Genomic DNA, 26,495 nt, shown 5'->3' with positions numbered 1-26,495 from the left:
GCTAGCCCCACCAAGACCAGACTTTAAGACGCATCCATTCCTGCATCTCTCTAGTCCAAATTGACAATAGGTTACGCTCATCAATGTAGATTTTGCCCACACCTTCCATACCTGGCTGCAACTGCAGAGATTCACCTTGTAACGATGCTTCTACTACAAAGTACGTCGCTCCATCTTTGGCTTCAGTTAGGGGCGTAATCTTCGTCACTACAAATTCGAATGGCGTTTCAGGCAAAGCTGATAAATGCAATATGCCATCTTGACCAATAAGGACATCAGCAATACGACTCTCTTTTACCAAAAGATTAATACGATAAAAATGCAGTGGCGACACTTCAAAGAGCACTTCACCTTTCTGAACTGCCCCACCTAGTCTCTGGCTAAGGTCACCACTGACAATCAAACCATCAAATGGTGATAGAAGCTTAGCGCGCTCCAATTGGCTATTTACCAGATCTAACTGGGCTTTAATCTGTGTTTGCTGCGCGTTAATAATATTGAGCTTAGCGCGATCATGGAACGCTAAAGCTTCTTGATACTGTCGATTAAGCTTGGCCTCTTCACTTAGCCATTTAAGGCGCTCAAGATGTAAGTCTCGATCATCCAGTTGCACTAACATCTGGTCTTTCTTAACCACATCTCCTGCTCGATGAACGGCTGAGTGGATATAACCATCATAAGGCGCAGCGATCACCCGCTGAATATAGCTATCTAACTTAGCATCTGCTGACAAGCGGTAACTACCTTGAGCAACAGAGAAAAAGATGATCAAAATAGCACTTAGAATAAAGAGTAATTTACGGCCTAAGTAACCTGGACCAAAAAGCCTGGAAAATTGAGTTTTTCCAGAATCCCAAACTTTCAGTAACAGCGCTCTATCATTCAGGCGCTTGTCCTCTAAAGCCGGAATCACCAACGCAGCAATACTCTCGCACAGAGCCACGTCCTGCTCGGTAAATGGAATATCGGGGTTTCTTTCAAAGGTCAGCGCGCCAACAATATTGTTAGCCACATATAGAGGTACACTGAGTACAACCGCATCCCCCTGCTGCTGCGAAAGTTTTGAATGGGCAATCACAACCGAACTGCTTTCTAAATCAGGGTTTGGATAGACCACGGACTGCTGCTGGTCTATCGCCTCATCCATCACCTCTTCAATACAGCGAATTAGGTTCATCCGCTTACCAAATTGAGTACTATGGGATAGATGTAAAACCTTGGAGTGGCCTTTTTGATAGTTACCTAGAGACACACGATCACAATTGAGCATTACTGCTAGCTCAGTTACCAAGCGCATTGCTGAACTAGCGTAATCAGGTTCGGACTGAACACTGGCTAAGAAATCAATACTTCTTTCTAAACTAGCATCTTTGGCAGAGCGCTGTTGCTTTTCCAACCGTAGTTTTAAAACTTCTAAAGCCGAACCTCCAAGCTCCAAAAGCTGCATCGCACGTTTTAGTTGTTGCTCTGATGATACGGCGACAGCAACGGTCGCCACTGCAATCAGCTCATCATCCAAAAAAATTGGATAGCCAATCGCAAAAACTTCATGCCCAGGAACGCTAGCAGGTAAAGCGGTTACGAGTGCTGAACGATTAGTAATAATCTCTTCTGCTAATCCATGCAGATCCGTTAGTACTCCTGAATCCTGTGGCCAGAGAGCCATAGGGTGGTAGGTATTATCACCTTCATCTAATGGCGCTAGAACTAAAGCAGATTGTGCCCCATCAATTAAGGAACACTGAGAATCCAACCAATCCTGATAAAAACTGTCGGATTGTTGCGAATAGGCATCCAATGTAACGGATGTACTTTGCGACGTTTCTAGCGAACTAGAAGAATCTTGTGGATGTTTTGTGTCTGACTGATTGTCCATGGCTGAGCAGGCCTGTTACTAAAAACGAAAAGGGCTGCATGCAGATAAGCTGCAGCAGCCCCTTATGAAAAGTCTATCCTAATTACTTACGAATATCTTCCCAGCTAACGTAACCAGATTTCTTATTTCTAGCTTTTAGCTGCGTTAATGATTCGCTATCAAGTTTAGAGCTTTCCTTCTTCGTATTGCCTTTATTCGCTTTCATTACGGCCCAACCACTGAAACCTGCTAGTGCAGCTTCTAGGTTGGCAGCAATGCCCGCTGACTCTTCATTGTCTTCAGCTTGTTCTGAAGTTCCTTCAGTAGCTTTGACTTCGGAGTCCTTGCCTTGCTCGTCTTTAACCTCTTCAGATTCAACTTGCTCTGCTTCAGGTGCAGCACATTCAGCTGAGGCAGCGCCCTCTTCGCCTTCAACCACTTCACCCTCAACAGTTTCAACATCTACAGGCTCACACTCTTGTTGTTGAGCGTCTTCTGGTAGCTCACCCTCTTCAGCTATAGCCCCTTCTGGTAGTTGCTCTTCCGAGTTTTCACCAGCTGCAGTTGGGTCAAACTGAATAACAACATCAACGCCCGGTGCAGCAGAACCACTGAAGTTTTGCAGATCACCTAAACGTCCCAAAGCAGCGATAGCATCATCACTTAGCTCTGTAGCAACGGCCGTACGGCTTCGTGCTACCTCACCTAGGTCAGAAGCATCGAAGATCTGCTGAGCAATGCTCTTATACAAACCAATTTGTGATGAACGGATTAAGTCGAGTGCGCCTTGAGCTAGTGTGATAACGAAGGTTGCCTGCTCACCAGATGTTTCTGCATCAGCAGCAAATGTATAACGAGCGTATTCACCCACCATCACATCTTCTGTGAAGCTGCCGTAGAACAGGTCACCGCCTGCACCACCAATCATGCGATCAAGGCCTGCTCCGCCGCGTAAGATGTCATCATCGCCATCTAGTGTATCGATCACTTCCAAATCTTTGGACTCAAGCACGATCGTATCGGTGTTACGCGTGACCATACCGGCATCACCGGTCATTAGGTCATCACCGGCTCCACCACCTAGCTCATCTTTACCGAAACCACCGAAGAGGATATCGCGGTCTTCACCACCCGTTAGCTTATCATCGCCACCAAGTCGGAAGTTATCCGTGTAAGCATTTAGATAACGGCCATTACCATCGTTTTTGATGTAGCCATCATCACCAATGATGATTGTCTCACCAGATTCGTTAGTAACCGTATCGTTACCTACACCTGCGATTGCTTGGTCATCACCAGAGCCTAAGGAGATAGTGTCATCACCACCTGTAGCATTGGTTGTATCAGTGCTTTCTAGGATATCGCGGATCCCAAGATTGAAGGTAATCGAGCCGTTATCACCGATAACGCTGTCATTGCCGGCGCTTACACTAATAGTGTCATTGCCGTTACCACCTAGGACAATATCATCACCTACACCAGACTCGATGGTGTCATCGTCGCCTAGTTCATGCTCAACCGTATAAGCCTCAGTAATAACTTCATCCTCACCGTATTTAAGGACACCGTTATCACCGATGATATGGTCATCACCGCCACCGGTAGTAATATTGTCTTCACCTAGGCCAGCGATCACACGGTTATTACCTTCGCCACCATCGATGATATCACCTGCAGTCGCATCCCCAGCTTCATCTACAGAGAAGAAGATCTCAACGTTACCGTTACTGTAGAGCTTCATCTCACCGAAGTCGCCCATGATCCAGTCACCACCGGCATTACCCTCGATGGTATCGGCACCAGCGCCACCGAAGATACGATCGGAACCTTCATTACCTTTGATAAGGTCAGCTACACCTTCAGTTTGTTCTTTCGTTAGTAGACGAACAAAGCTATTTCCAGCCAATAATGCAGTCGCATGATCACCGAAGATAATGTCGTCATCACTTACGGTTATAGCGTCGCCACCATCGCCATTACCACCAAATAGATTATCAGCGCCGATACCACCCATAATTAGGTCATCGCCCTCATTACCTTTGATGGTATCGTTATCGCCGTTCACCAACTCAACGGTTGTAACTGAATCCAACGTTGTAATATCAGTTTCACCGTCGTTGTAATCTACAACGGCATGGTCACCGATAAGGATATCGTGACCGCTGCCACCTTCAATATCATCCTGACCATGACCACCCATGATGACATCGTTATCAGCACCACCTTTCAGAATGTCATTCGCTGCTTCGTCACGGTTTGTTGTGGTAATGCTAACCACTTCTGCCGTTGTTAGGATACGATTTGTACCCGCAACTTGATTAACAACACCTTTGTCACCAAAGATAATATCGTTGCCATCACCGCCATCAATCGTGTCAGAACCAACCGTCAACGTATCTGCGGTTTCAGGGTTATCATTAACACCATCTGGCGTATTAACAACCGTTAGAATCTGAGTCGATAGGCTCAAGCGCTGAGTTAGATCTAAGTTAAAGCCGGCATCACCATAGATATGGTCGTCACCACCGAGGCCATAGATTTCATCATTACCAGAACCACCAGCAATATGATCACCATGGTTACTACCTGTCAGGATATCGTTACCCTGACCACCGTAAATAACCACGGAACCTGTCGCACCGGAAGCATCAATCGTGTCATTACCCGCATTGGCAAATTCACGGCCTTTAGTCGTCTTCGCATCAGAGGTCGATGTGTAGGTAGAGCCATCCTGTACAGAGTCACCCAACAAGATTAACGGAGCTGATGCGCCGCCACCGCCAGTCACATAGATCTCATCATCACCGCCACCACCATGGATAACGGTGATTACACCTTCTGCTGTGCTTTGGACTGTAAAGGTATCGTCACCTTGACCATTCAACACTTCAACTACTTCAACGTCATTGTACTGAACGCCGCCTGCACCCATGCCTAAACCGGTAATCGTAGAATCCGTTAGGAAACCAGTATCATCAGATCGGCTGCCATCGTTGAACATATACAACGTATCTGTTTGCGCCGCTTCATCAGTATTGATATCAACAGTTGGCAACGCTTCATCTGTTTCAGTAGGTAGCATCACCGCTTTAGATAGCGCACGCTCTTTACCCTCTGGAACAGAACCTTCAATGATCAATTTACCGCGAATCTGATCCAAGGTATGAGGTTGCAACGGAGGATTTTGTACAGGCTGATTCGATGCATCAGGTACATAACCCGGATTCACCGCAACAACAATCTCAACTGGAGAATCCCAATCAGATGCAGTAAAGGTCACTGTGCCATCAGTCGCGTTAAAGCGAGGATCTGCACTACTTACGATAGTTTGACCATCAGTCAGCACATTAACAGTTACCGGATCTGTAGGTTCAGTACTGAGCACCAAACTGTAGTTATCCGTCTCACTGTTACTCACAATGGTAGAACCATTAGTCGGCGTCACTATTACGGTGCCCGTGTCATTATCGACAACGCTAACACGCAATTCATCAGTCACTACCGCATCAAATTCAGAACCTACCGCAAGGTCCGTTGTGGTTGTGAAAGTAACTGCTGAACGGAAGACATTCTCAACATCAGTATCGTCAACTGCCGTTACCGTTACTGTCTGAGCGTCATCCCAGTTATCCTTATCGAAGGTTAGGACAGTCTTATCAAAATCGATTTCGCCTGCGGCATTCTTCTCTGCAAGAACAACTGTGACTGTTTCACCATCAGCCGGTGCTTGAGTCAACGCTACTGTAAAGGTATCACCAGAAGCAGCCCCTTCAACCACACGGGAATCAACATCGGACTGAGTAATGATCAAATCGGCTTGATCATTATCGTAAACAGTCACTTCAACGTTGTTTATATCTAGGTGATTAAAGTCAGGGTTATCACTCAATACACTGTGATTGATAACAACTGTACGTTCACCTTCAATCGCTCCGTCGTCCACACCTTTAACGTAGATTTTTTGCTTACGTAGCCAGTCATCCACGGAGCCATCTGCTGCAGTAGAATCAAAGTTCAGCACTAATGATTCATAGTAGTTAACACCATCAACGGATACTAAGATGCTATCAGCAGGATCACCTCCGCCAATCGTTGGTAGTTCTTTATCACTGCTAGAAGCACGTGCTGCAGATACAGTTACATAAGCAATCGTAGCTGCTGTTGGTTTAGCCGCTGTTAGAGAAACTTCGTAGAAGTCATCTAACAGGCCGTTTTCATCAACGACCAGACTGCCATCAACCATATCAACCTGAATTTTGCCTGTTTCATCATCTGCAACATTCAGGGATACGCCATCAACGAAGATACCATTAAAGCGAGGATCATCACTCCAAACACTGTGGTTAATAAAGCCACTGCGACCTTCTACAGAGTACGAAATAATATCTTCAGTTACATCACCGGCAACATTGAAGGTATCGCTACCTAAACCGCCGATAATCGTTGTTTCAACATCTTCGCTAGTACTCAGAATAAAGAAGTTATCATCGCCTTCTAGACCATCAACTTCTGCAAACTCGATACCTTCAAAGCCGATATTCAGGCCTGCACCGAAAATACCATCTTCAGTGATCATGAAGTTATCATCAGCTTCAGTACCAAGCACAACTAAGGTGTCATTGCCTGCACCACCGTCGATCTTAAGTGGGGCATTGATACTGTATTGGATGTTATCAGCGCCATCACCACCAAAGAGTTCGGTTTCACCGCCACCTGCTGTTTCAGTGGTGCCTTTCTTCAAGAAGGCACGAACAACAAAGGTATCATCGCCATTTTCACCGTACAGTTTGGTCAATGCCTTATTGCTGTAAACCGTGATCTGATCTTCACCGTCGCCGCCATAAACAACCATTGGCAAGCTGTTACCGTTACTCAAGAAACCTAGTGTTGTTTCGGTGGTTTCAATCTCGTCACCTACAGCGACATATGGAGCTTGACGATCAGCTCCGTATAGCTGACCGATCTGGAAGGTATCATTACCTGCGCCACCATCCAGCGTGGTGATACTGCTGTTGTCATCACTGTAGAAACCATCATCACCAGCATGACCATTAATAGTCAGACGAGCGTTAATGTTTTCGTTGTAAGTGATACGCTCTACATTGTTCGTAAAGCCAGCATCTAGATCACCATGAAGGGCTGCAACAAAGTTGGCACGAAGTAAGAAGGTATCGTTATCAGCGGTACCATTGATGGTTAGAGTATCAGCACCGCTGTCACGAGCACCGGTATCTTCAACATCAATCACATAATCTGCATCGTTACCTGTCCGGTTGATAGTGTAGCTGTCCGTACCGGACTCACCATCCAGAACTAGCTGTTCCGAACGGCTATGTAGTTCGTTGATTGTAATTGCATCGTTATCAGCACCACCCTCAATACGGGTATCACCAACCAACTGCAGCGCATCAATCAATACAGTGTCTTCACCTTCGTTACCATCGATAAGAACATCAACACCAGCGTGAGTTTCAGCAGCATCAGCAAAAACCGTTCCGTAGAACTGGATACTGTCGTCGCTAGCACCACCGTTGAAGCTCATTTCAACATCAGCGATCATCACTCCGGTAGCGCTAACAATAATCGTGTCGTTCTCGGCGTCACCACGGGTATGAATAGCATTATCAGCTGTAACCAAACCAGAGATGGTAATGGTGCTACCACCTGTATCAGCAACGCTTGTTAACGCTTCAGATAAGGTGAACGCATCGCCACTCACATCAATGCTATCTGCCAAGATATAAACATTGGTGCCGTGAACGGTCGCACCATCTTCAATCAACAGATCATCACCTGCATAGAGGATAACGTCTGCTTCAGTCGTCAATGTCACGCCCGACTTAATGGTTAAGAAGTCAGCCGTCAGATCGGTGCTGTCTGTAGCAATCAGCTCGATATTACCTACAGCAGTAATATCTTCATCCTGTGTAATCGGGCTGTGAGTTACAACTCGGATAGCACCACCAGCACTAATACCTGGCTTGTTCACATCTAGAACACCACCGACGGTCAACGCGCCGGTATTATCCAACCAAACACTACCAAGGATCGCTTCAGCTTCTACGCCGCCAACTTCGGTCTTAATAGATTTATCCACAGCACCAATATTGTTAGCTGCTGCAAGATAAACTTTACCGGATGCAACGTTACTACCCGATGCTCGACCATTTAAGATACTGCCATCTGGAGCCGCTATAAACGCAGTATTACCGTTTTTAGCTTCAAGGGTATTCAGGTATAGATCACCTAAGGTTTCTGTGATGTAACTATGTCCATAACTCGACGTTGTTAAGGTCGCACCCTCAACAGAACCTGTATCGATATCCAGATCATTATCGGCCTCACCGATCGTGCCCAGAATCGTCACTAAGGTAATGCTTGCACCTTCAACATCCACTTGCGGTAGTGCACCATCAACTAGGCCATTATCAAGCGCATCGATAATAGACTGATGAGCTTGTAAGCGAACATCGCCGCCTGTTGATTTAACGTGATCAATGTTTAGGTTGCCATCGCTTTCTGCAAGATTGATATCACCAGAAGCTAATACATTGACCGTACCGGTTGTAGCGGTAGGCGCTGCAACGATATTAACATCTAGGGCGTTATCAGCTTCACCGACGGAACCACCTGCAACAACTAGTTCTACACGGTTTGCGCGAATATTTTCATACTCGTTATCCAGCGCATCCAGCATTGAACCGCTTTCGGTTTCTAGGTAAACCTTATCGCTAGCTGCATAAATACCCGCAACATTCATATCGCCACTGGCTTCTTTCAGGTAGACGCCTTGGGAAGCGCGAGCGGTGAGCGTAGCGCCATCATTGAGATCGATACGCAGTGTTTCTGGAGAATCATCACTGCCGGTATAGATGCCACCTTGACCGCCTTCTAGGATCAGATGGCCACCACGGATAACTGTTGTATCCGAGCCTTGGCTCGAGGTAATACCATCTTTAACTTTGATGCGTACTGCATCATCTGCATTACCACCTGCAGTAATACTTGTTAGATCCAACTTGCCTTGAGAGCCAATGTACAAGTTAGTGCCAGCGTTGACTGTTAGAGTCTGCGTACCGCCTAACTGGGCATCATCAACGTTAATATCTTCACGCTGATCGATTGCAACATGAGTAATGGTAGAAGTTGTATAACGGCTGCTATCAACAACGACGGCACCACTTTGATCAACACTGTCATCAGCCAGAGAGGCCTCGATCAGATCGGACGTTAAGCGGTCGATCAGGTAGTTTACGCCATCAAGAGTAATTACATCGCCAACAACAAAGCTGCTATTCCAATCTTCAGATGCAGCGATGATTGTCTGATTCGTTGGCGAAGCCAGTACCTGGGTAACCGTTACAGTTTGAGCAACTTCACTGCTATCAAATCCAGAACTTAGAGTGATGGTATTCGCTGTAACAGAGGTAATTTCGAAGAATTCACTTCCTTCTGTAGCATTTGCACTATCACCAATCATGCGGATCTGCATACCTGCAGTAAATCCATCATCGATCCAAGAACCAGAACCGCGGGTAATTGTGCCAGATGAATTAATATCCACCTCAACGTTCTTACTTTCAATGCTGGTTAGGAAAGCGATATCTGAACGTTCAGCAGCAGCTAGGGCAAACTTTTCATCGTCTGTGTAGTCACCATCGGTTTCGATCGTAACGCCGCCAACTGCAGCACCTACACCTGCAGATGCACTTAGGCTAATTGTGCCGCCAGCAACAACGTTTGAATCTTCATTATCAGTTGTGCTGGTTACTGGTTTCAGTAAACCGGCACTAATTAGATTCATCAGTTCATCTTCGGTCCAAACTTTAATGCTACCTTCAATCGCATCAATTTCATCAGCGGTCAGGGTATAGCTGTAATTCGCATCATAAGCGCCTGCACCATACTCGGAGTGCAAAGTGTGGTACTGAGATGATTTCTTCGCTTCAAGGGTGGCTATAGCCGCATCAATTTCCGCAGCTGTATTACCTTGCTCTGCGTAGAATGTGCGGTAATAAGATTCCTCTTCTGAGGTCAGGCTAACGGCATCATTCGAATCATACACACCACCAAACTGCTCATTTCTAATCTGCCAGTAAGATTGGTACTCACTCTCTTTACCTGCCGCATAGACATCTTTAGCTTGTTGGATCTTATCGTTTGCACCAGTACCATCTGTCAGCTGCAATTCAGCCCAAACAGAGTTAATCAACTCTTCTCGTGTACGATCATCACGCTCCACGGAACTGTTAGCATCAAGCAGAGAACCAGCCAACACACTGATATAAACATCGCCTGTTTCAGCCGTTGCTTTAAACAAGTGCATATCACCGCTAGTTTCAGCTAAGTAGATATTTTGCTTGGCCCATACTTCAACCGCATCACGCAGTTCGGTACCTGAATCAAGTTTTAGTTTGTTTGAAGAGCTATTACCTACAGAGCCACCTTCAGCCGTTAAGGTTACAGCCCCTGCTGTAATCAAACCAGAACCGCCTGCAGCTACAGTGATACTTTGCTGAGCTTGGATAATGACATCAGAACGGTTACCCGCTGTAATCGTGTCGATTGCCAAACTACCAGTAAATTGATCCAGATAGATATCACCAGAAACAGTAGTAGCACTGAATGATGCAGAAGCATCATCAGTCTGATTCAAGGCCATCATCATCACTGCGCTACCGATATCATCTCGGGCGTACATGTTGATGTTTTTACCACCAACATAAGCTTCGCTTGATAGCATGTAAATGCCACCCTGCGACGCCGTAACATTGGTTGTACCACTCGTGTTAGCCAACGGACCTTTTAGTAATAGATCAGAACCGCTACCGGAAGTACTTAAGTTAATTTGTCCCTCACTGTAACCCTGGAACTTGATAGTAATATCATTATCAGCACGGATATCATGAGTGTGGGTTTCGGCAACTTTCTCCTCCTGCACGTAGTGAGAGTAGTATGTTTTCTTGCCATACCAAGTACTTGTCGTCCAGTGATCCTTCTCATACTCATCTGAAGATAGAGAAGTCGTCGTTTTCTCGTAGTTGTAGTCATTGAACTTATTCGCAGAGGTATCCAGATAATAGTAGATACCTTCATCCGCCAATACTGGCTGGCTATCAACACGCTCATGATCCCAGCTAATATCTTCTGGATCAGGCCATAGGAAGTCGATACCCCATAGAGATGAGGATGATAAAATAGTTTCACGGTAGATCGACTTATCTACATCAATAGACCAACCAGCACGCCATACACCATTTGCTGAGTTACCTACTTCATAGCTAGTTTGGCTAGCAATAGCGGAGCTACTAATAGTCACTACCTGACCGGTTGATGTCGTAATCGTTGCCCCAGAAGCGGTCTTAGTAAATACCGTACCGTCAGCTTCAGTAATTGAAGACTGGTTACCCATATACAATAGGGTCGTAACGCCCACTTCATGACCTGCAGATTTCAGCTGATCAATAATAGATTCTGCACCTGTAGTGGTCGCATCACCAAAGGCTGTTTTCTCATACATAGTCACCTGAGGATCACTACTGCTGCCTTTAGCTTTATCAGCCATAATCAAAGTACCTGCACCGCGTTGCGATACATCTAGGCCTAAGATTTCAATATCATAATTTGAGGAGTTAGCAACATTGATCGCACTGTAACCACTCAAGAGGCGTACTTCGCCTTTACCTGTATTCAACAGATGCCCGCGAAGTTCAATATCACCACCGCTAGCACGCACCTCATCGATCAAGATACGTTGGTTTTGGGTATCCCAGTACACACCGAAGAAGCGGTTAGAAAGATCTGTTAGTTTAACCAGACCTACTGAACTAGCAGTAACATTGCTACTGATTTTGGCCGCTTCAATGTTCGCTTGAGTCAGGTTAAGGGTTATATCTTGCTGACCACTCTGAACAATACCGTTGAGGTTGATATATTCGGCATCGATATAAACTCGATCACCATAAATCATCGAGTTTTCATCAGGTGACTGGTTCAGAATCGCCGTAACATCACTGCTGCTTACTTCACCAACACCTTGGCCCTTACCGAAATCAACATTCTTAGTAACGGTACGTGTGCCTTCCAGAGTGATACCGAAGATTTCGTAGGTGTAAGTTTCCTCAACCTGCATGGTGAGATTTTCACCTGGAGAGTACTCACTCCAAAGCGAATATGGCTCACCGCCGGTGCTGATATCTGTCAAACCTGTAATAAAGACGCTGCCGCCGGCAACAATGTTTAGATCCTTAGAACGGATCTCGGCAGTAATCTTAATATCACCGCCGCTAACATCATTTTGGATATTAACGAGGCCGTTTAGGTTCTCAATATCCCCAACAACCTGAATTTCTGGCGTAGGCGCAGAAACACCTGGGCCTGGCTCATAATAGTTGATGATATTAATTTCAGGATCGCCAGAAGCTGCAACATTGATTAGCGTGTAACCATCTGTTTTCGTTGCTTCGGTTACCTCAATACCATTGTGGAACAAGCCACCTGTTGATTCAGGAATTGTTGCACCATGAATTTTGAGGAAGGCGGGCGAATTATTGGTAATAGTGATGCTAGCATCGCCTGGAGCATCAAAAGTACCACTACCCAACAGGAAGTCGCTTCGAACATTGATAATGCCCGCTTCCGCCCAAACTGGCGCCACTTCAATTGTAATAACTGATTGGTCAATACGGTTTTTACTGATACTACCGTCAGAGTTTGTAACAACTTCCAACAGTCCCTTCGCCAACATCTCATTCTCGATGCGGGTAATTTCAGTTTCGTAATAAGCTTTCAGCTCAGCATTACTGTATTGATACTGCGCATAGGCTTTGCGTGCTTCAGCCAACTCTGCACTTAAAGTTGATTCAAGGGCCTGAGAAGTAACGGTGTACTCAATACCGTCAGAAATAGATGAAATGATTGGATTGCCGAAGGCATCCATCCCTGAAACGATCAATTCTTGATGACGGTTAATACCTGTCTCAATCGTACCGTTAACCGTTACCGTACCCGTCGCATCTGAATGGATATAACCATCATATTGCTCAGCACCGCCGCCGCCAGTAACGCTATTGATTGCATCACCTGCAGCACTTGCCCAGTTAACCGCTTTTGCTTTACCAGTCATATGCGCCAGACCGAAGTCTTCAGCATATAGGTTGGCATCACGAGCGGTCTTAAGATGAGCGCCTGTATCCACCGTAATTGAGTTAGTCTGCACCAACGTAGAGGAAGCATTAACATCATCAATTGGGATTGCACTACCTGCAAAGCTATCTGTGCGTGCTTCGATAGTGTATTGGTCACGTGTTTTATCGGTGCCGATACCCGCCAACAAGTTCAGATCACCAGCCGCTTCGATTTGAACATTGGTACCAACATTCACTTGGTTAACCGGCTGAATATTTACAGTAGCGTCAGCGATACCTACAGTCGCTGCACCATATGTATCCATATTTACTTGTGCAGAAACAGTACCTTGACCACGTGCAGAGAAAGTCACATCACCAACACTGCTTAACTGAGCGCCACTACCAATGGATACTTGGCTTAAATCCTGACTGGTAGAGATATTTGCATTAGCACCAACACCCGATGCTAGTCCTGCAGACGTTAGGGTAATCTTGTCTTTAACATCCAGTTTATTTAGCGCCGCAATAGATAGATTCCCCGGATCAAACGCAGACCCAACTACATCCAACTTAGCTCCAGCACCAACATCCACCGTAGTGTTAATGCTCAGATCTATATCGCTATCCGCGCCAGCTCCCGCAAGAGCACCGCCCACAGTACCATCAATACCCGTCTGATTTTTACTCAAAGCGTTGGTAGCTGAGATATCCATAGAGCGAGCATCCATATCGGTATTCGCTCCAATAGAGACACTAACGGTGGCATTAACATCGTGATCTGCTTCAGCGCCGCTACCCGCTAGGGCACCACCGCCTACAGTACTGATTTCACCATTGAACTTAGCTGTATGATCCGCTGTGATCATTACCGCGCCATTAGAGGCATCGTCCAGATCAATGCTACGACCAGACGTATGGCCGCCATCAATGATCGCTTGAGTATTGCTGGTGTTATTCGTTGTCACTGCTGCACCAGCTCCAGCTAGCACACCGCCACTACCAGCATCAGCTACAGCGAAGTTATCATCATTACCTGTAGCAACTAGATTTAAGCTACCGCCATCGATATCAACATCAGACGCAATACGCGCTGTGGTTGTAGTGTTAGAAGAGACAGTCGCTGTGCTCGCGCCCGCAGCCACAATACCGCCGGTATTGCTATCGGAGTTCGCTTTCTGACGAGTTTCAGTAACCGCCGCAATAGTTACGGCACCTGCAACAACCAAATTAGAGTTTGCCCCTATGACGCTCTCAACCACACTTGTCGTTGAGACTTCACTTAGGGTTGCGTTCACACCAACTAGCGAACCTGAAGAGCCGGTAGATTCAGCACTAATGCCATTACCGCCATCTTTTACATCTGTGGCAGCCAATACATTAAGGACTGCGGCATTAAGATTGATACTACCCTCAGTACCGTCAGCAGATCCTAACGTTGCAGAAACATTAGCATTAACATCAACATCGGTCAGAGAGACACCAACGGTTAAACCACCAGCAGATACACCCAGCATATCGGTCTCAATCTCTGGAGTAGCAACCGCAGATACGGTAACAGTTCCTGTTACATCAATATCAGAGCCTTTACCTATACGAGCAGATACCGTTGGAGAGTAAGAGATATTCGCATCATTACCAGCTCCTGCGCCTAAGCCTGCTGCTACTGCAGTAACCTCTAGATCCACATTAAGATTATTAACAGCCGTTACATTGACATCTGTAACCGTGAAACCAGATGTTCCGCTTTGCCCAACCTGAGCATAATCACCTAGATAGGAGGTTGTGGAACCAGTAACAGATACATCACCAATCGCGGCGCCCGCCGCGGCAACACCCGCAGATACGCCAACAATATCAATGTTGATATCACGGTTCGCTGCTGCGTTAATATCTAGCGAACTCGCCTTAACAATTTTCGCGCCATTGGCATCACTCGTGCCATTTTCAATGTAGGCGGACTGATTGCTGCTATCGTTTAGCACTGCAACCTGAGCACCTAGGCCAACAGTACCTGCAGAACCACCGTAAACTTCAATATCAACGTCAGTCGTGTAATCGGCATCAACCGTGACTACACCACTTGTCTCAATAGTGCCAGCATTGCCAATCCAAGCAGTGGTGTTACCGCCTAGAGATGTAACAGATACCGTACCACCTACACTAACGCTACCACCCACAGCAGCACCGCCAGTTAGAACATCAACATTAATGTTCTCATCCGCTTTAACCGTCACTGACGCGGTAGACACCCGTACATTGCTACCATCTACTGGATTAACTCCATCAACACCTTGGATGGTAACGGCGTCATCAATATAAGCACGTGTACTATATGGATTGCTGTTATCAGCTTGAATATCTATGGTTGAGAATGAGCCACTGCTTAGTGTGCTATCACCTTTTGCTTGTGCTCTCTGTGCAGAGCCGTCACTGCCTAAACCACTAACAGTACTATTACCAAAGCCTGAAGCCACGCTAGATTGTGAAGCTGAGAGTTCATTATCATTATCACCATCTGGGCCCGTGCCTATTGAGATATACGACACCGCCCCGCTGATCCCAGCTGTTGCACCACCAGCAAAAGCCAAAACATTTGATTCAACATTCTTAGTCGCTGTCGCTTCTACACGGACAGCACCTACAGTCGTAAGAACTGATCCCGCGCCAATATGGGCATCGACTGTGTTATTAATGGTGATTACGTCAACTGAAGCACCAATACCACCACCGCCAACAGATACGGAGCCTATTGCGCTCGCACTCTCTTTGTTTACGTCAATAACATGGTCGGCTGTAACTGTGACACCTTGCAGCGCTGTCACTGTCGTAGAGCTACCTAAATATGCGGAAGTATGTGAAGTACTGCTCAAGACACCTACTGAAGCAGCTGCTGCACCAATACCCGCTCCACCTGCAGCGACAAGAGCATCAGAGCTTTCCTTAGCATTAGCAGTGACAGAAACAGTACCGCCTATTCCGCCCACACCGTCTGATTCCGAGACTAGAGAACTACTGCCTGCTGTATACGCCTTAGTAGTACCCTCAAACAGAGCCACACTAACAGATGCACCAGCACCAACAGAACCTAATGCTAACGAAACATCGTCGAAGCTCATATCAACATCAGAATCTGCACTGATTGTGATATCACCGTAAGAATTAAGATCAGCTGCATTCACATAGGCTTCTGTAAGCGAACTGGACTTAAAGGCTGAAGCTGTGCCGGACGCACCAACATAAAGGCCGCCACCTACACTTACCGCTACTGTACTCAGGTCTTCATCTGAAACGGCAGAGACACTGATACCTTCAGCAGCAAAAATATCTTTACTATTACTATTACCATCAATGTAGGCGCGAGTAGTATTGTTGATAAAGTTGGTATCTACCGTGGCAGCGGCTCCACCTCCTGCAAGACCTACACCCGCAGCGCCACCACCACTGACAAAATCAGTTTCCTGATTAGCATTAACTTTTAGATGCTTACCACGATCCGTGGAGTTATTGATTGTGGAGTTTTTAACACGTGCTTCAGATGTATTTGCAACACGGTTAACCAGTACGTTAGCAGCGAGACCAACTGTTCCTGATATACCACCTGCACCAGCATAAGATTCTAAGTTAGTGGTAACATTGGAACGAACGGATACGCCATTGACCGTATCGGTAGAACCCGCATTTGCTGAAGGTTTAACCTCAACGCCATCACCGAGACCTTTAGCTACAACAGTCGCATTATCGATGAAAGCATAAGTACCATTATCCAACTGATTTACAGTTACGGCACCACCAATACCTGCCGTTCCAGACGCACCAATAGCGCCAACAATACCTTCGGATGTATCTTTAGATTCAGCATAAACAGAGATACTGCCATCTGTTGTTACAGTTGCTGTATCAATGAAAGCGTTCACTTGGCTTTCCAGTAGGTTCGCACCTGCTGAACCTGCAACACTCGCAGTACCTGAACCAGCTACGCTGGCTACTAAAGTTTTCACAGTAGAATCAGACAGGGATTCGATCACGATATCGCTGCTATTACCCGCGGTGATAGTAACCGTTGTTCCTGAACCTGAGATACCTGCAGAAATAGTGTTAGCTATTTCGTTATAAGCAACCGCACCACCTACAGCAGCAGTGCCTGAGCCTGCAATCACAACAGCGCCGGAACGAATAGTTGAACTATCTGAAGCACGAACAGTGATATCACTGGTTGTCGTTACTTTAGCGCCGTTGGAGATCAACGCTTCAACATTTTTCTTAATCCAGTTAAGCGATAAAGCGCCAGAGCCAGCAAAAGTACCTGCGCCAGATGCCCCGACTGCAAGCGAATTAATATTGGCATTAGCAATAGCATTCATCGCCAAACTGCCAGCATTCACTGTGGCATTATCAATGTAAACTTTTGCGAAGTTCTTACGAGTTGATGCCGGATCATCCGGATCACCACCTACATAGTTATACGCTACAGCAGCTCCAACCGCGCCAGTGCCAGCCCCTGTTAGACCTGCAGCAAGCGAGTTCAACGTAGCCTGATCCGACGCACGAAGACTCAAACCTCCAGCATTAGCTGTGACAGTAGCACCATCGGACACAAAGGCTTCTACTTCATTACGGATCCAGTTCAGACTTAACGCACCAGCTAAACTTGCCGTACCTGCACCAGATCCACTGACAGCAAAACTCCAAATCTGAGCATCTAAAATAGGATCTGGATTTTCGTCTGGATCAGCAGCATTCGCTGCATAAGTATCAGCCTGATTAGAAGCATCACCTACTGTAGGTAACTGATTAGTATTTAGTACTTCTGCTGCAACATTCACATCACCCGTAGTCGCCGTTGCTGTTGTACCAGAGCCTTCGATACTTGCGCTAATGTTGCTACGCATATCATTCGTAGCAGAAGCAATAGAAGCAGCTGCAGTACCCGCACCGGAGCCACCGCCCGCAACAATAATCATAATCGGTGTAACAGTCGCACTAACATCAACATCAGTATGCGCGGATACATCAGCCCCACCTTTAATCTGGGCACTCACAATATTGCGCATAAAGTTGATGGACACTGAACCTGCGACAGCAACAGTTCCCGCACCCGCTGCACCAATAGTTACATTAATAATGCTCGCATCAGCATGGGCTGCCACTTCGACTCCCGCAGCGGATGAATCAACTTGTGAATTGTCGATGTACGCAAGTACCTGCCCGGCATCATCAGTCAGTCGGCTACTATCAACTGTGCGGCTAGGGTCCTCAGGCGTACCACCGATATAGTTATAAGCCAATGCAGCACCGATTGCTGTCGTACCTGCGCCTGCAGCTCCTACAGCGACACTGATCATATCTGCGTCATCACGGGCATTAACTTTAATATCGCCCATTGCATCTACATCAGCACCACCGCTGATATAGGCCTGAACATTATTGTGTAACCAATTCAAAGATATAGCGGCACCTGCAGCAAAGGTATTAGCACCCGCACCAGCTACAGTGACATTGATGATTTGCGAACTAGTATCGGTTTCATCTGGAAGGTCAGCCGTATCAACACCCAGACTACCAAGATCAGCTGCCGTCGTAGGCGCAGCAAAACCTGCAGTAACAGAAACATTGCCAGCAGATGAATTAACCGTAGAACCATCGATAGAGGCCTTGATGGTATTGCCAACATCGGTTGTGGAAACTGCAGCGCCAATTGCTGCAGTACCTGCACCTGCTCCCGCACCAGCAACAACAACCATTGTTGTGCTATCAGCAGCAGACACAGAGATATCACCTGTCGCATGAAGGCCTTTATTTGGCGTTCCAGATGAAGATGTATCCAAACTATTAGTTACTTTAGCTTCTACAGTATTAGTAACTTCATTAACCGAAACAGATCCACCCAGTGCAAAAGTATTTGCTCCTGCGCCACCAATAGCAACGCTGACCAAAACTTCTTCTGCTATCGCTGTAACATTGATATTGGAGTTCAAACCAGTCATGTGGATAAGTGAATCATCCACCTGTGACGTGATCGTATTACCAATCAAGTTAACGCCAATACTTGCACCCAGAGCGACTTTCCCCGCTCCTGCACCTGCACCTGCAATACCTACACTAGTTGAAGAATCTTGCGCTATAACAGAGGTCGAAGTGTTATCACCTCGACCTTCAATCGTACTATCAAGTACTTTTGCAGATACGGTGTTAGCGGTTTGATTTGCGGAAACAGATGCAGCAATAGCCAACTTGTTAGTGCCAGCACCACCCAGTGCGATACCAATTAATGAACTGCTTTCAAGCGCCTTAACCGTAACATTGCCATCAGTTCTGATCGTCGAACCTTCAACACGAGCTTTCACCGTATTGGTCATAAAGTTAAGTGCTAACGCAGCACCCAAACCAGCCTTACCACCCGCTGCAAAACCACCTGCAAACGAGAAAATTGAAGAGTCATCTAAAGCTGAAACAGTAACGTCGCCAGCAGAATCTGCTGTCGTGGTGGTATTTAAAATAGCCGCATCAACATCAGTATCAACCATATTGATAGACAGCGTACCCGCTAAACTAAGACCACCAGAACTGCTAGTCGATACGCCTACCGTTCCCGTTACAGCTACGAGAAGACCATCAGCCTTAGCATTTACATCTAAACCTGATGTGTATTTCAGGCTATCAACATTATCAATTTTCGATGTAACAGAGTTTTCAATCTCAGAGAAGGCAACTGAAACACCTGCGCCGGACTTACCACCAAACCCAGCAGCACCCGCCACAAGAATTAGATTACTAGAATCATCTGCATGCATAGACAGATGACCATTCACAACAACAGTAGGCGTGTTGGTAATACTTGTTTCAGTGGAATAAGTAATACGTGTGACAGCTACCGAACCACCAACAGCAGTACCTTGCTGCCCTGTAGCACCAGCAACACCAACATTGATGGAAACAACCCAACCTGTGCGAGTCGCATCCATATCCAAACGCGGCGTAGTAATAATGCCTGCATTATCGATAAATGCCGCGCTCTTGCCGCCAATCAGGTTAATACCAATAGCACCTGCAATGCCGGTAGCAGACTTACCTGCGCTAGCTGAAGAGATAGCCGCAGAACCTGCAAGAGAACCTATCGCAGTCGAATCATCTGACTTAATCGTAATCGTACTATCGCTATCAGTGGTAGTTACATCACCACTTGAATCGATATAAGCCCAAACATCATCTTCGACATAATTGATGGTTACTGAGCCAGAGATACCGATGCCCGATTTGCCCGCATTTTCACTAGCTGTAGAGCTACCTGAAGAGCCTGATGAACTGTCCGTTTCACCAAAACGCGCTTTAAGCTCAGCAATAACGTTGTCGTAATTTTTCTGGTTATTCGGTAGTTTACCCGGATCGTCTGTTTCGCTCTTGGAGCCATCCGAATTATTCTGACTAACACCCGTACCGCCAGATTCTGGAGTAGAACTGCTAGAGGTTTTCGCACCGGAGATCGCAAGCGATCCAATAAAGCCTTCGTGATCAGCTTCGACTGTTAGATCACCAGCAACAGTCACAGAACCTTTAGTTGTCGCAACATCCTCGCCATCGCGAGCACCAATAAGCGCTTCAGTTTCTCGATCAACAATGTTTCCAGATACAGCTGCACCAACACCTACGTGTTCAGAAGCAGCAATACCACCAGCTACAGTGATGAGGTAAGCATCATCTTTAGCTTTAACCTGCAAAGATGGGCCGCTACCGCCGATATCACCACTACCCACATTGATAGTCGCACCTTCAGCGATCTGTGCGATCGTGCTGTTATCGATCTCGTTGATAATAACAGCGCCATTGAAGGCGATATTGTCAGACTGTCCACCGGATGCACCAAAGGTCACACCTACAGTTTCGTTATCAGCAACGACTTTCAATGCATCCGCATCAAGTAGAACACCATCTTCAATCTTGGCAATCGAATTGCCGGTAAAGCCATGATAAAGAACGGTCAAACCTGCAGCGCTACCGCCATCTGCAGAAGATGATCCAGCACCACCACTCTCCCATGAAGGCTTCCAAGTACGTTTTTTATCGTCACCAGAGCCTGTCGTGCCACCAGAAGAGATACCCGGAGTCTTAAAATTGCCGCCCAATGCAGCGAGGTGATTAACACTGTTAGCCGTAACAATCACATCACCTGGCGTACCAGATGCAGCCAAGCGCTGGTTAATCTCTGCGCCAGATTTAATGCGCGCATCCGAATCCTGCTCGATAAACATCGCAGAACCGGCACCTGCCAATGAAAGTTTCTGTCCTTCAGCAGTCGCGACTGACCAGCTATCGATCAGGTTGTTATCTAAACCTAAATTATCATCAAGGTAAGTTGTAAGCTGACCAATAAAGCCTGATGATTTTTCGGCAAATGGGTTTACTTCCTTCCAATCACCGGAAGTGAAATTGACCTCAGAAAGGTCGAAGGTCTGCTCATGGGTGCCAGTATATTCATAGAAAGAACCAACATTACCACCAGCAGTATGGCCCTGTTTAACCTCAACAACACCTTCTAGTTTGATCGGCTGATCATAATCTTGCGTCGTATCATAATCGGCTTTAATGCTATCACCAGACACAAGTGGCGCTATTAGGTTTGCGCCCCATAAACCTAATGGATCGATCTGATTCAGTGCCTGCGCATCGACAGTTAGCGTACCTTCGGTATCAACCTTAGCGCCGCTATTAATCAGTGCATCTGCATCGTTCTCGAAAATACCAACGACCATCGCAACGGAACCGCCAGTATTTGCCTGAGAGCCTTTGGATGAGTCACTCGCATTTTCGTCTTCAGCACTGGAGGATGCGGTTACATCAGGACGCGAGGAAACAACAGCTTTAACCGTAATATCACCAGACGATGTAATATCGCCGCTGTCGCTATCACCATCTGAAGCGCCATCACCAATGCGAGCATCTGCTTTGTTTTTATCGATAACAACAGCTGTACTGAAACTTGCATCAAACTTCCAAGGATCACCTGGAGGATCAGAGCTCAGTTTACCTGCAATAGCTTTAGAAACCTTAGTGATGAAACCACCGGTTAGGCTATCCACCCCTGCGGTCATTTTCTCTTTAGCTGTAGCTTCGGTATCTTCGAGCAAGTTGCCTTTAGAATCAGAGCCTGTGGCTGAAACAGCTTGAACACCATTTACAAGGGTAGGCACAAAGATCATTTCTGACGCTTCAATGGCTGCTTTTTCCATCTCAGCTGTCACAGAAATGCTATTAGAACTATTTACGGTTCCGTCTAGGTAAGCATTGGTATTGCCATCTTCATAGCTAAATGCCAGTGCTACACCTAAGGCTCCTGTATCACCCGAGATAGAACGCGCCATCGTACGGTTTTTATCGACGGTATTAGCATCAACCGTTAAATCGCCACCGACATTAAGGATGGCGTTATCCTGCACATGCGCAGTAGATTCAGAGTTAGTTACACTGATAGCGACACTGGTCGCTATAGTCCCTGCCGCGGTTGGGTCAGCAAGTACGTTGGTGGTGTTATCCACATTCGTACGAACGATCAGATCATCGGTCGTTGTGATCTTACCGTCGATCTCTACTTTTGCAGTGTTATCGATTACACCCGCTGCGCCAGCAAACGCCCATCCTGTTGGAGAGGCTGAAACATTAACAATCGACGTCGCATCGGCAATAAAGTCTTCAGCTTCGATCTCAGTTTCTTTACCGATTTTGACTTGGGCATTACCTTTCGCATAAGACACCGCTGCAAACAGAGCAAAACCTTCTGCAGCTTCAGCAATACCTTCTAGACCGAAAGCTAAATAGTCATCTAGAGCGAAATCCCAATGATCGGTATCTTTGATGTAGTGCTGGGCATTAGCACGGGCATAAACAACAACATCGCCACCTTTGATAATGGTATGTTCGCCACCAGCACCTTCGGTCTGCCCGATAGTTACAATCGACTCAATAAAGTCGATATTGGCGAAACCGGAAGTCCAATCTAGACGGTCATCCAGACCATAAATCGTAATATCACCGGCAGTACCCGCATTATCGTCCTTAGCGATTAATTGGGCACCTTCATCAATTGTGATGTTGATACCTTCAAGATAAATATCACCGGACACTCCACCATTTACGCTGGTATCTATGGTGAAGCCTTTGATTTCTATTGTGTCAGCTAAGAGTTTGAGGTTTGTTCCTGACAGCGTGATATTCTCGCTAACAACAAGCTTATTTTTGTTGCCATCGCTATCATCATTACCTTTTAGGGTTTGCGTTCCTGCTGCTGCCGCTGGGTCACCAGCATCATCAACCCAATTAACCCAACCAAAATCGTCTTGAGTTACAAATCCATCGGTATCTAGAACCACCACTTCATTTTCAGTGCCACCACCAACATTAATGGTTACTTTGTCATGGTTAGCAGGGTCAGCATCGGTATTATCAAGGTTGGAAACATCAAGAATAAAGGTATCACTCTGCGCACCACCTTTAAGAGTGTCTGTACCGCCACCTGTAGCGAGGGTTACCGAAGTTAATGAGTAATCAGATGCATCTAATGTGTTTTCACTCGCTCCACCCGTCAGCGTAATTTGCTCTATATTTTTCAGCTCATCCGCATCATCTGTACCAATAACAAGCTCGGCATCATGAGTTGCTGCCGCAGTATCCGACAGGGTCATATTCAGATCGAATGTTTCTGTCAGGTGGTCTTTACCACCCTGACCATCGATCGTATCAGCACCAGCACCGCCAATTAGAACATCAGCCCCACCAGAGCCAACTAGCGTATCTGCACCAGCGCCGCCAGAAAGCGTAACGCTACCCGTACCTAAAGTATCGCCTGTTACTGTTGTTAAACTACCCTTGAAGGAAAGCCCTAAATCTTCAGCCGTGGTTGAGCTATTAAGAGAACCAATTTCCGTAATAACAGCACCCGAACTGGTGATTTGAATCGCGATACCATCCAGTACAGCGGTAAGCGCGGCATCAGCAGCTGAGATCAGATCAAGCACGTCCTGAACAGTATTTGCGGTACTTAGATCTATTTCGATATCGGTAGAGCCCAGCTTAACTAGGAGGTCATTGCCCTGACCAGTACCTACGCCAAAGCCATTATTTAAGTAATAAAGCTGGGTAGTCGCATCTACATTGCTAAAACCAGAAGCATCAATCGTATTCGCACCAGCACCACCTGTCAGTTCAGCGCCTTCAATACCTGTCAGAACATCGTCTTCCGAGCTGGTCACAGCATCTGCCGCATTAAAGAGGGCTGACGAAGTCAAATAGAAGTGACGATCCCCGGTTTCCGACAAGATGTCATTACCTGTCCCACCATCAATGTCATCTTCACCAGCACCGCCAGAAAGTATGTCGTTACCGGACCCACCTTTCAGAATATCAGCGGCGGAACCACCACGGAGAATATCATCACCGGAACCCGCATCCAGCGTTACAGAACCAGAAAATCCGGAAGCATCCAGAATATTAGCGCCCTGTCCTGTAGTAAGCTCTGCTTTCTCAACGTTTGTGATCGTATCGTTTTCAGTGAAATGCTGAGTAACTGCTACTGATGCAGAACCACCCGCCAGATTAGTATCATCTAGGGTTAGATTTGCCACATTGCTATCAGCAAGATCGCCCGTAAATGAGATCGTCCACTCAGTTGTTCCATCTACAGGATCAGTAGAAGCATCCATGTCACCCAGTGCTACAGTGACATCTTGTTCGCCAACATTAGATAAGCTACGAAGGGCCGCTTTAATTTCAGCAGCAGAGGCGTTATATGCAATAGCGGCGGTTGTCTGACCAGCAAAGGTCAGGGTAAAAGTTCCTGAAGTTACACCAGTTAGAGTGATAAGTGCTGTTTCGTTTTTGCTAGACGTTAAAGTCGAGCTAGCAACAGTACCAACCAATGCAAAATGACCGTTACTGCTTTCCACCAAGGTATCAACACCACCAAGGCCTTCGATAGTATCGGCACCTAAACCACCGGTTAGAATATCTGCTTGCGCTGAGCCAGTGATATTATCGTCACCTGCACCACCATCAATGGTTACACTTCCAGCAAAACCACTTGCATCAATAGTATTTGCCGAATCACCGCCGGTAAGCTCCGCAGATTCAATGCTGTACAAGGTATCTTTATCATTCGGAGAGCTAATTTGCCCCCCTGCATTCATGGTACCGGCTTTAAACTCAGCATCACCAGGACCACCTGCAGCAATAAGCATATCTTGGTCAGTTGATGCGACATAAACATCTGCGCCCGCACCACCATAGATGGTATCATCACCTTCACCGCCAATAATGCGGTCCGCAACACCAGTACCTGTCAATGTATCAGCGCCTGCACCACCATCAATACTGACGCCATTAAGGCCCGTAAATGCCGAAGCATCTATCGTGTTGTCGCCATCACCACCAGTTAGCGAAGCGGCTTCGAAGCCAGAGATAGAGTCTTCGCCAGAACCTGCCAGCTCGCCATCAAAGCGAACTTCCGTATCAGTTAATGTGATATCTGCATCACGATTAACAACCAACGTATCGTCTCCGCCTCCACCGACCAGAGTGTTAGCGTTGCTATTACCAGCAATAGTATCTGCGTGACTAGAACCTGTAACGTTATCGAAACCAGCCACAGAAGCAAAACCGGTCGCATAGCCACCAACTAAATCAACAGTTACACCCATACCATAAAAAGAATAATCTAAGGTATCACCAGCAGCACCGGTTAGATTTTCAACACCCGTAAAACTGACACTATTCACTGAACCTGAGTAAGTATCAGTCAATGACCAAGATGCGGTAGCAGAACCGTTGGCAACAGAATCATCACCGTCACCGCCTTCGAGGTTCGCGACACCGGTAAAATTAAGATTTCCTTCATCAGCGCTACCGCTGCCAGAACCCGTCAAGCTCCATTGAGTATCAGCACTAGTACCTACTACCGTGTCATCACCAGTACCACCATGAAAATTAACCACAAGTCCTGTAGTGTCATCTAGCAGACTATTCTCGAGGGTAAGAGATTCATCTGAGTCATCAACACCATTAATGGTCAGGCTATCAAGAACAGTTTCACCTGTATCATCGATCAGGGTGTATTCCTGAAGTACGGCAGAGTCTTCAGAATCGGCATTGTTATCAAGAATCTGGACAAGGGTTACGTCCTCTTCTTGAAGTAAACGAACTGTTAGATCAGCATTAGCAGCTGCTGCAAAAACAGGGTCGGCAGATAAGAGTAATCTAGGCTCTAGCGATTCGAGCCTAAAGCGGTCATTTCTCAGGGCATTTTTGGCTGACGGAACTCTCGGCACCCCAATATTTGGGACTCCTAGATTTGCTCGATTGACTGCATTCCAAAGCCGACTTTTCGTCGCATTATTCCGTTTAATCGCCATAAAATCACCCTCAATTGGCCCTGCCGAAGACCATTCTATAAATGCCGAAAAACCGGATCGACGCTGCCACATCTCTCCGGTTCTAAATAGTTCTTAAAAATCAGAAGGGTAGCAAGC

Annotated in this window: 2 protein-coding genes; both read right to left on the bottom strand. The window is 46.5% G+C overall.

Translation table 11 applies throughout. The annotated features are described in order from the left end of the window. Position 1 precedes the first annotated feature (1 nt). Positions 2–1,876: an HlyD family efflux transporter periplasmic adaptor subunit gene (locus ACMXYP_RS02155; RefSeq protein ID WP_415883366.1), complete on the bottom strand. Its 1,875-nt coding sequence runs from the start codon at positions 1,874–1,876 to the stop codon at positions 2–4. Positions 1,877–1,958: 82 nt separating this feature from the next. After that, positions 1,959–26,450: an LEPR-XLL domain-containing protein gene (locus tag ACMXYP_RS02150; protein WP_415883365.1), complete on the bottom strand. Its 24,492-nt coding sequence runs from the start codon at positions 26,448–26,450 to the stop codon at positions 1,959–1,961. Positions 26,451–26,495 lie beyond the last annotated feature (45 nt).

It is taken from the genome of Neptuniibacter sp. QD34_54 (assembly GCF_047778055.1).
Taxonomy (GTDB): domain Bacteria; phylum Pseudomonadota; class Gammaproteobacteria; order Pseudomonadales; family Balneatricaceae; genus Neptuniibacter.
The sequence above is the reverse complement of the archived record's forward strand: the minus strand, read 5'-3'. Positions and strand labels throughout refer to the sequence as shown.